The sequence below is a fragment of the Actinophytocola sp. genome, assembly GCF_050699935.1.
Classification (GTDB): Bacteria; Actinomycetota; Actinomycetes; order Mycobacteriales; family Pseudonocardiaceae; genus Actinophytocola.
Genome location: NZ_JBOHGB010000075.1, coordinates 22,702 through 32,363 on the forward strand (window position 1 = coordinate 22,702; position 9,662 = coordinate 32,363).

General features: G+C 68.0%; 6 protein-coding genes and 1 pseudogene. 4 read left to right on the forward strand and 3 right to left on the reverse strand.

Annotated features, from left to right (window positions below):
• Positions 1–96: 96 nt before the first annotated feature.
• On the forward strand, positions 97–1,461 hold the full coding sequence (locus ACRDTB_RS22795) for an MmgE/PrpD family protein (RefSeq protein ID WP_431433349.1): 1,365 nt from the start codon (positions 97–99) through the stop codon (positions 1,459–1,461).
• Positions 1,462–1,686: 225 nt separating this feature from the next.
• Positions 1,687–3,069 (forward strand): hypothetical protein, encoded by a 1,383-nt coding sequence (locus ACRDTB_RS22800; RefSeq protein ID WP_431433351.1) that lies wholly within the window; start codon positions 1,687–1,689, stop codon positions 3,067–3,069.
• A gap of 481 nt (positions 3,070–3,550) precedes the next feature.
• On the opposite strand, the gene ACRDTB_RS22805 is transcribed toward ACRDTB_RS22800, so the two are convergent.
• A complete protein-coding gene (locus tag ACRDTB_RS22805; protein WP_431433352.1) occupies positions 3,551–3,889 on the reverse strand; it encodes a 7-cyano-7-deazaguanine synthase in 339 nt (112 codons plus the stop codon).
• Here ACRDTB_RS22805 and ACRDTB_RS22810 point away from each other — a divergent pair.
• The gene (locus ACRDTB_RS22810) at positions 3,814–4,155 is read left to right on the forward strand and encodes a hypothetical protein (RefSeq protein WP_431433360.1); all 342 of its coding nucleotides are present in this window, start codon (positions 3,814–3,816) and stop codon (positions 4,153–4,155) included. The two genes, ACRDTB_RS22805 and ACRDTB_RS22810, sit on opposite strands and share 76 nt — an antisense overlap.
• 551 nt (positions 4,156–4,706) lie before the next feature.
• On the opposite strand, the gene ACRDTB_RS22815 is transcribed toward ACRDTB_RS22810, so the two are convergent.
• Together ACRDTB_RS22815 and ACRDTB_RS22820 are read right to left on the reverse strand one after the other, a co-directional pair.
• The gene (locus tag ACRDTB_RS22815) at positions 4,707–5,114 is read right to left on the reverse strand and encodes a cell cycle transcriptional regulator TrcR (protein ID WP_431433354.1); all 408 of its coding nucleotides are present in this window, start codon (positions 5,112–5,114) and stop codon (positions 4,707–4,709) included.
• A gap of 309 nt (positions 5,115–5,423) precedes the next feature.
• Complete coding sequence (locus ACRDTB_RS22820) at positions 5,424–8,177, reverse strand: tetratricopeptide repeat protein (protein WP_431433356.1); 2,754 nt, start codon at positions 8,175–8,177, stop codon at positions 5,424–5,426.
• Positions 8,178–9,038: 861 nt separating this feature from the next.
• Here ACRDTB_RS22820 and ACRDTB_RS22825 point away from each other — a divergent pair.
• A pseudogene (locus ACRDTB_RS22825) lies at positions 9,039–9,284 on the forward strand (integrase core domain-containing protein); the annotation flags it as partial.
• Positions 9,285–9,662 lie beyond the last annotated feature (378 nt).

Consider the following 9,662-nt stretch of genomic DNA (forward strand, 5'->3'; position numbering starts at 1 on the left):
ACGGGTCGCTCGTTCAGTGACCGCCACAAGAAAACCCAACTGCTCAACGTGATATATGTCTGACGGGGCGCGGTCGGTACGGAGGTGACGCTCGACGTGAGCACTGGCGACGACGAGGCCAGAGTTGCCGACTGGGTGCGGGATCTGCGGTTCGATGATCTTCCGGGCCCGGTGGTGCGCCAGGCCCAACGGTGCCTGCTGGACACGGCCGGGGTCGCGGCGGCGGGCTCGACCACCCCGATGTCGCGTCTGGCGCGTGAGCACGCCGTCGAGTACTACGCCACCACCGGCCGGGGGGTGCGTATTCTCCTCGACGGGCGCAGCGCCAGCCCGGTGGGCGCGGCGATCGCCGGTGCGGCGACGATCGACAGCCTGGACGGTCACGACGGGCACGACCTGACCAAGGGCCACGCCGGTGCCGCGGTGCTGCCGGCCGCGTTGGCCTTCACCGAGTTCGAGGCCGACGACGCCAGTGGCGCGGAGCTACTGACCCGGCTCGTGCTGGGGTACGAGATCGGGCTGCGGGCCGGGATCGCGTTGCACGCCACCGCCGCCGACTACCACACCTCCGGGGCTTGGAACGCGCTCGGCTGCGCCGCGATCGGGGCCCGTGCCCTGCGCCTGGATCCCGACCGAACTCTGGAAGCGCTGGGCATCGCCGAGTATCACGCGCCGCGCAGCCCGATGTTGCGCTGTATCGACAACCCCACCATGGTCAAGGACGGCTCCGGGTGGGGTGCCGGGGCGGGCGTGGAGGCCGCCCTGCTTGCCGCGCGCGGCTTCACCGGCGCCCCGGCCGGCCCGCTGACCGCGTACGCCACCCGCTCGGTGTGGAGTGATCTCGGGGTGCGCTGGCGCATCACCGAGCAGTACGTCAAGCCGTATCCGGTGTGTCGCTGGGCGCACCCGGCCATCCAGGCCGCGATCACCCTCGCCGAGGACCACCACGTGCACGCCGAGGACGTCCGCACCGTCGAGGTCCGCACCTTTCACGAGGCCACCCGGCTGGCGACCGCGGCCCCCACCAACACCGAACAGGCGCAATACAGCCTGCCCTTCGCGCTGGCGCTCGCCCTCACGTACCGTGACGTACGCCCGGAACACCTCGCCGGGGCCGCCCTCACCAACCCAGAGACCCGGCGACTGGCCGCCGGCGTCGTGCTGCGCGAAGACCCCGAACTCACCCGCGGCTTCCCCGCGAACCGGCAGGCGACCGTCCGGCTCACCCTGACCGATGGCCACGTCCTCACCTCGCCGCTGACCACCGCGCGTGGTGGCCCCGACCGCCCACTGAGCGATTCCGAGCTGCACCACAAGTTCGTCGGCTACAGCACACCGGTGCTCGGCGACGAACGGGCAACCATGATCGCGCGGCTCGTCACCGATCTCCCCACAGCCGGCGACTGCACCCCGATGCTGACCTGCCTCCTGACCCCACCGCCACACACCCCGCGACGATGAGCCACCGCGGCCACCCGCTCAGCAGCACGGTGTCCTCGCACTACCCCCGCGGATAGACTGCGGGGAGAGTGGGGACGTCCTTGTGAGGTCATCATCTGGAGCGTCGGCCAGCGGATTTTGCGGCGGGGTGTCTGCGTCGTCGCCGGTGTGCTGGCGCTGGCCGCGTGTACGGTCGAACAACCCGGGGAAGCCTCACGCCTTCCGTTGGTCGAGCACCCGCGTGCGGTGGTGCCGTCGAGGGGGGACGAGCGGGCCGTGCTGGCCGCGCTTCGGCAGGTCGACGCGTGTGCGCTGCTCGACGCCCGCGCCGCGCGGTTGTCGGGGTTCCCGACTGGCTCGCGGCCGGTGGCGTTGGGTCCGCACCGGTGCGACCTGCGGGCGAACGACGGTGCCAGGGTGTCTGTCCGGCTTGGCATGTCGTTCACCGCCCGGGATCGGCTCGGTGACTTCTACCCGCGAGCTCTTGGCGGAGCCAAGGCCTATGTGGAGCGCTGGGGCAACGAGCCGCGGTCGATGTGTTTCCTGCATCTGCCGGTGGGCCGCTCGTTGTCGGTACGGTTCGCCGTGTTCGCGGGTACGGCATCGACGGCGGGTGACCTATGCGCCGTCGCCGCGGCGTTCGGGAGCGTGGCGGCGCGTCGGCTTGCCCGACCGGAAACCCTACGGCCGGGCGCGGACCGGCCGATGGCGAGCTGGGATCCCTGCGCGGTGCTGGGTACGGCGCTCGATGACCCGTACGGCTATCACCTCAGCCACGAGAGCGTGGGGGACTACGGGATCGACGGTTGTGTCGCCGACCCGATGCGGCCGCCGGTCGGTGCGGCGATCCGACTCACGCTCGGTTACGGCCGTGCGCACACCGGCGGAGTTCCGAAGCGGATCGCGGGCCGGCGAACCGTTGTCAGCGACGCGCCCCGCGCGTGCACGGTCCAGTGGAGCAACGGCCCAGCCGGTACCGAGACCGAGCAGCTGATGGAGCTGTCCGCGCCGGACTGTCCGCGCGCCGAGCAACTCGTGGCGGCCGTGCTGAGGGCACCGACGACAGGATCGCGGGTGGTTCCGCGGCATGGGCTGCTCTACCGTCCGGACGAGCCGGACCTCCCGGTCGCCGGCGCCTGCGGCTACTACGCGACTGACCCCGCGCGTTGCCAGCCTTATGCCGCGGTCGCGGTGCCCGGCCGGAAGGCCGAACTGGTCCGTGCGGCGACTACCGACATCTACGTCAATTGCGCGATCGCTCTTGATGCTGTCCGCGAGCGCGTCGGCGCCACGCTCCGTCCCGTGGTCGACGACACGGTCGGCTGCGTGTTCGTCGAGCCCACCCGTACGGCTCGTGTCGCGGTGCGGCTCGCCCCGGGGCGCGTACGGGCCGAACAGAACGCGACGTGGACGAGCATGGCCGGTCTACCCGTCCAGATCGTCGAGTGGGTGGAGTCGCCGTGGCACGTGCGCCGGCTCGATGTGGTTCTGACCTACGGCGGCACACTGTCGGTGACGGCATACGCGTCGGCGAAGATCGGCTCCACAAGGGACGATCCGATCGACCCGGCACGGCTCGATGTCGCCGACACAGTGGCCGAGCAGATCACGACGACGCACTTGAGCTGACACCGCGCCGTTGCTCCGAAGATCCGGGTGGTGCCGGCATCCTCGAGGTCCGACGGACCGAGCGCTCGTCGGCCAGGCAACGGACGAGTTGTCGCACGGCGAGCAGGTAGTTGTAGCGCGGGCTCTCCGGACGATTGGCCGCACGCAGGGGGCGGCCACTCCCCCACCATGCCGCAAACCTCCGAGTCGATGCTGCCACGTAGCTCGACTGACTGCGGGCGGAGTAGACCTGGAGCGTTAGTGTCGCGAGCTCATGTCCCGGGTGTCACGCTTTGGCTCGGTCTCGAATGTGAGACCGACGGGCGTTGTACACGCAGCGGGTGTCCGTCAGGCAGCACTCGGTCGATCATCGTTGCGAACTCGACACGTCCGCGTTCTAGGACAGGCAATACAACTGGCGGTGGTGTGTCTTGTGGATACGGGCTGTCAGCAATGAGGTCACGTAGGCCGAACGGAGTATTCAGCCATTGCCTGAGTGCTTTCAGGTCTCGGGTTTGCCGTCGTCGAGCGGCAGGTCGGCTACATGGTGTCGGTAGGGAGTGGGGTCGTCGCCAAGTGCGTGTATCAGGCCTGCGCGCCGTAGGAGGCACGGGTAGCAGTAGCCACAGTTGAAGTCGGCCTTCATTCGGGTGCGTCGGGGATTTCCGCAACTGATCGTGCGGCCGAGCACGTGGCCGGTGAGGCCGGACTGGAGTGCCAGCTGACAGACTTCGCCTTTGGTGCGGTTGAGCAGGGGTTGGTGACGTGGACGGCGCCGCCGACGCTGCTGATGATGAACTCTTAAGGTCGGAAGATGCCCCTGATCAGCGCCTCGAGACACTCGGTGAGCGTGTTCTCGACATCTGGGAGGCTTGCGGCGACTTCTTCCAAGTGTCAGGCAGTGATTTAGCCATAACCGAACGGCTCAGCGCGATCGAGGAATCTGCCTCGATCAGATTGAAGAATATTGAGGACGAGCTTCGAAAAGCCGAGCGGGCGGCCGAAGCGGTTCGGGTTTTGACCGAGCGATCGTCTATAGGTACGTATGCGGCGGCGTTTACCGCTGACGCCGACCGTCAGACCAAGGGCGCGCCAGGAGATGGTTGATCGCCTCATGCTTGCTAGGTCTTTCTGTGATTGTCGTGCCCGTCGTCACCGCATTCACGTGGCGGGTGCCGGCGCAAGCTACGGCGGCTCAGATCGTGGAGCACGCGACTGGTCGACTGACCATCGTGAGTGTTCTCATTTTCGCGCTCGTCATGAGTTCCCGCAACTATTCGGCCCGATCTCATCATGGTGAGGCGATGCGCTTCAAGGCATTGACCCTGCAGACCTATTCGGGTCTGGTCGTGGCTGCGGAAGGTTCCGGAAACCAGGGAGTAATTCTCGAAAGAGCGGTCGATGCCATCTTCGCGCCTGTGCCAAGTGGCTTCCTGTCTCCACAGCCGTCCGGCACAGAGGTAATCCAGTTCGTCGGTGGCCTCGCGCGCGAGTTCGCGCGGCCACCGGTCAAGGGCGGATCACCGGCACCTGACGCTCCGTGTCCTCATCTTGCCCTACAGAGAGGCCACGGCGGCTGCCGAGCCCGCGTGGTAGGGCGGAATGACGTTGATGAGGTCGGGCCGGCGGCGTGCACGTCGAGCCAGTGGAGCAACCTCCTACCCGCGTCGGTGAACCTGATCGTCGGGGCGGGCCTGGATCAGCTCCTCGGCTGCGCGCCGTCCTGCCGCGATGTTGAGCGGCCGGACCCAGCCATCCAGTCCGGTCCTGGTGTGCAACTGGTTCTGTTGTCCAGTTGCACGCGTCCGGATCGCGGCGACCGTTCTGTGTGACACACCGCAGACCGAGGCGATCGACCGGTCAGAGAAGTCGGGAAATGCGTTGACGATGGGCAGCACCGCTGCCTCCCGGTCCGCCCGCGACCGCGGCAGACCATGGGCGACATTCTCCCGAACCGCGGCGAGAAAGGCCGCGTCCGCCGATCTGTTGAAGAACCTCACCTCGATCTGCCGCGCACCGCGCAGCGTCATCGCGCCGAGCCGGTGCATCCCGTCGACAACCCGCATGGTCCCGCCGGTCGACCAAGATCGGCGGCAGTGTGGCGTCGCTCTCCGCGAGCATCCGGACATGCTCAGCGCGTCGGCGGCGGTCGCGTCATCTTCGACGGACCCATCAGGTCGCACGTTCAACAAGATCTCCCTCGTCTGTGCCCAGACCCGTTGACCCGCACGGTTTGCCGCGGTGATCAGCTCGCCCGGCACCCCTCGGAGCCCGGCGACCGACCGCTATCGCGAGCTCACCCATCCCCCCGCACATCTGGATCGAGCAACACCACGGCTGACGAAATCCAAACGGTGCGATGCGTCAAATGTGCGTCACACCTGTGTCAGCCTGGCGCGTAGTTCGTCCGCGGCAGGATCGGCCAGCTCCTCGAGTATTTCCAGGGACCGCATAAAGTTCAACCGCGCCGCGGCGGTGTCACCCACGAGGCAGTAGGCGTCGCCGATGTCGCGCAGCACCGTAGCCGCGAGAGCCGGGGCGCCGAGTTCGAAAAGCAGGTCGAGCGCGTGCTCGTAACAGGAGATCGACTTTCGATGATCGCCGAGATGAAGGTGGATGTAGCCGAGACTCTCCCAGGCCTCGGCCTGGCCGAAGCGGTGGTCGAGAACGCGGCTCAGCCGTAATGCGCGCTCACAGAAGGTCAGTGCGGTGTGGTGGTCTCCCTGTTTGGCGTAATCCCAGCCCACCGCGTTGAGTACGGTGGCCTGGCCCACCTTGTGGTCGCACTTCTGGAACAACTCGAGCGCCCGCTTGTTGTGGTTCAGCGCGTGGCCGAAGTTGTCTTGGCGCTCGTACATCCAGCCGAGGTTGACGTGCGTTTTCGCTGCACCGACCGGGTCACCCAGTGCGCCGAACAACTCTACGGCGCGGGTGAAGTGAGTGTAAGCGACGGGGTATCGGTGGAGCCGGGTCATCGCCCGCGCCAAGCCCCCGTGCGCGCGAGCGACCTTGGCACGGTCGTCGAGCCGCTCCGCGGCCTCGAGAGCAGCGCGTTGCGTCATCGCCCAGTCGTGCCAGTGCCCCTGGCGGTCCAGGAAGGTGGTGAGCGCCCACGCCAGCTGCCATACGTGGGTGTCGAGCCCGTGGTCCGCGGCGAGCCGGCCGACAGCCAGCAGCACCGGGCGCTCGGTCCTCAACCACGCGATGGCTCGGTCCCGGTCCGGTAGTTCCTCCTCGGTCACGCCGTCGAGCGGAGGGGCGGACGCGATCGGATCCCGGCGCGGGTCGATTCGCCTGTCGGCCGTGTACGCGGTGTGCAGGTAATGGTCGACCAACCGGTGCACGGCGCCGTACCGTTCCGTCTCGGTGTGATGCCGTGCGGCCAGCTCCCGGGCGTATGTGCGCAGCAGGTCGTGGATCCGGTATCGGTGGGTGTCGCGCTGGTTGACCAGGTTCGTTCGCTGGAGCTGCGTCAACAACGTCCTGGTTCGCGGCATCGGGAGCGCGGCGAGGCTCGCCGCCGCTGTGGCCGAGATCTCGGGGCCGGGATACAGGCCCAGCAGTCGGAACAAATGGGCGGCCTCCGGCGTGACGACCCGGTGCGACCAGGAGAAGACCACCCGGACGCTCGTGACGTCGTCGCCGGTTTCGAGGGCGTTGAGGTCTTTGCGGGAGTCGCGGAGCTCGACGGCCAGCGCCGCCAGCGGCAGTGACGGGTTCAACGTCGCACGTGCGGCGACGATCGCCAACGCCAGTGGCAGATAAGCACAAGCGCTGATGATGGCCTCGATGGCCTGCGGTTCCTGCGCTACGCGTTCCTGGCCGAGCCGGACCGCGAGCAGCTGCTGGGCGTCCTCCCGTGACAGAACGTCGAGGGGTACGGGATGGGCGCCATCGGCCACGACGACGCCGGCCAGGTCGTTTCGACTTGTGACCACGGTCAGGCAGCCGGCGCTACTGGGCAGCAGTGGCCTGACCTGCTCGGCGTCACGCGCGTTGTCCAGCAGGATCAGCACCCGCTTGCCCGCCAGTAGGCTGCGGAACAGCGCGGCCCGCGCGGCGACGGTCGTCGGCACACGTTCCGGTGGCACGCTGAAGGCGCCCAGGAAGTCACGGAGCACATCGGCCGGGTCGATAGCCTCCTCGCCGGGGCCGAACCCGCACAGGTTGGCATGCAGCTGCCCGTCCGGGAACCGGTCGGCCACCTGATGGGCCCAACGCACGGCCAAGGTGGTCTTGCCCACCCCCGCCGCGCCGGTGATCACGCAGATGGGCGGGGACGGTGTACGCGGCCCTCCGTCGAGCAGACCGTCCAGCACCGCCAACGCATCGCGACGCCCGGCGAACCGATCGATCTTCGCCGGGAGCTGCCGTGGCGACACGACCGGCCGGGCCGACGGCCTGGCCTCGCCCACCACTACCGGACTGCGGCCGGCCACCAGGTCCGCGTGCACCCGCCGCAACTCGGGGCTCGGATCCACCCCGAGCTCGGCGGCGATTCGCGCACGGACGGTCTCGTACGCTTCCAGCGCTTCGGCGTACCGGCCGGCCTGGCCGAGCGCGACGAGCAGCCGCACCCACAGCGGCTCGCGCAACGGGTAGCGCGCGGTCAGCGCACCGAGCTCGGCCGCGAGGTCACCGTGACCGCCGCCGGCGAGGTCCAGATCGACCCGCCGCTCGCGCGCGGAAAGATAGCGCTCCACCAGCCGAGGAGCGTGATGCTCCCGCAACCACTCCGAGTCGACCCCCTCGTACGGTTCGCCCCGCCACAACTCCAGCGCCTCGACCAGCGACGCCCGCTCGGCGGTGACATCCGGCCAGCGGGCCGCCTCGTCCAGCAGCCGGACGAACCGCAACGCGTCCACCTCGTCGGGGTCGATCCGCAGCGCGAAACCCGTCGCGCCGCTGTCGACCCCGACGCCGAGCGCGGTCCGCAGGCGCCCGGCGTAAGTCTGCAGGCTGCGCCGGGCATTGCCCGGCAACCGCTCCCCCCACACGGCGGCGGCGAGCTCGTCTACCGACACGGGTTTGCCGGCCGACATCGCCAGCACGACGAGCAGCGACCGCAACCGTCCGGCAGGGAGCCGAACCAGACCGTCGCCGGCCACCACCTCGAAAGGCCCCAGCACACGAACGGCAAATCCGCGCATTCCCACCCCCTCTTACCGCATAAACATCAGATGTTAGTAGTCGCAAGAGCTGCGACCCGCCCGCCCTCAGTTCGACGCCGAGCGTTGGCCACCACGCCTCGGAAGGCGGACCGCGGGATGCGCCCAGACTTTGTGTCGCGTGGACGAAGACGAGCTACGAAGCCAGCAGCCGGTGAGTCCGACCAGGAACCCGCGTCCATTCGGCCCAGTTCGCCGCGACGGGCTGGCTTTCGGGTCCACGGCGTGCTCAGCGCCTCGTCGAGGCTGGTCTCGTACCTGCCGAGGTACCTGGGGCCGTCCGCTATGAGGCCACCGTCCACGTAGCAGCGATCAACGAATGGCTACGACTTCGAGACACCGCCTTCTGTCCGGTTAGAGCGGATCAACAAAGAAGGGGCGAGCACTGGCCGGTCCGCTACGAGCTGACCATCAAGAACTTCCGATACCTGGTCACCAACCACATCCACGTCCGATTCGGCCACGAAGCCGTGGGCGACATCCATCCGCCAATGGTCGGCCGAGCTCCACGAATGCGGGTACGAGCACTCCACCGTGCGGGGCATCCTGGGGCTGCTCTGGCGCATCCTCGGCGACGCCGCAGACGACGGACTTATCCCGGCCACCCCGTCCACCACCACCGCAACCGAGGCAACGCGCCCTGCGCATCCCCCGCGAAATGCTGTGGGCCAGTCCGGAAGAAGCCCTCCGCGGTGCGCTACAAGCTGCCCAACTCCACAACCGCAGCAGCGCCCTGCTCATCGTCACCGCCGCCTGTACCGGCTGCCGCTGGGGCGAACTCGCCGCCCTGCAACGCCACAACACCCACCCCGATGACCGCGTGACTGGGCCGGCGAACGAGTCGGTCTGGCGTTCATCCCACCCGGCCAGCCCTGGCGCAACGGCTACATCGAATCGTTCAACGGCCGACTACGCGACGAATGCCTCAACATCACCCTGTTCTGGTCACTGACCCAGGCCCGGGTCGTGATCAGCGACTGGAAGGACGAGTACAACCACCACCGCAGGCACTCGGCCCTGGGCTACCGAACCCCAGCCAGCTACGCTGCCGCCTGCACCCACCGATAACCCGCTCTCACAGGCCGCGGTTCAGCTCGCGGGGTCCCGTCACACGATCTGCACCGCACGCGCCCCGGAAGCGGTCTTCACGGTGCGGACGTAGGCCACCGCGCCACTTTAGGACCCAAATTTTAGTGCGCAGATCTCACCCATCCCGACGGCAATACCGCAGGTCAACGAGCTGCACCGACGAATCCGATCCGAACGTGAGCCAAGTCAGGTACGACCCCGCCGAACAGGTCAAAACTCAAACTATTGCACAGGACTGTTTCAAGATCGGTGTTTCTGGCCCGACACGCCGGGCTGAGGTCCGGCGGGATGGGCACTGAGAGTGATGACATCGGACCTTGTGAGTCCACGTAAGAGTGACAAGTCCGGGCGGCAGCT

Coding starts and splice junctions, on each gene's coding strand:
- ACRDTB_RS22815 (WP_431433354.1), bottom strand. CDS start 5,114: ATGCGGGTTGTCGACGGGATGCACCGGCTCGGCGCGATGACGCTGCGC.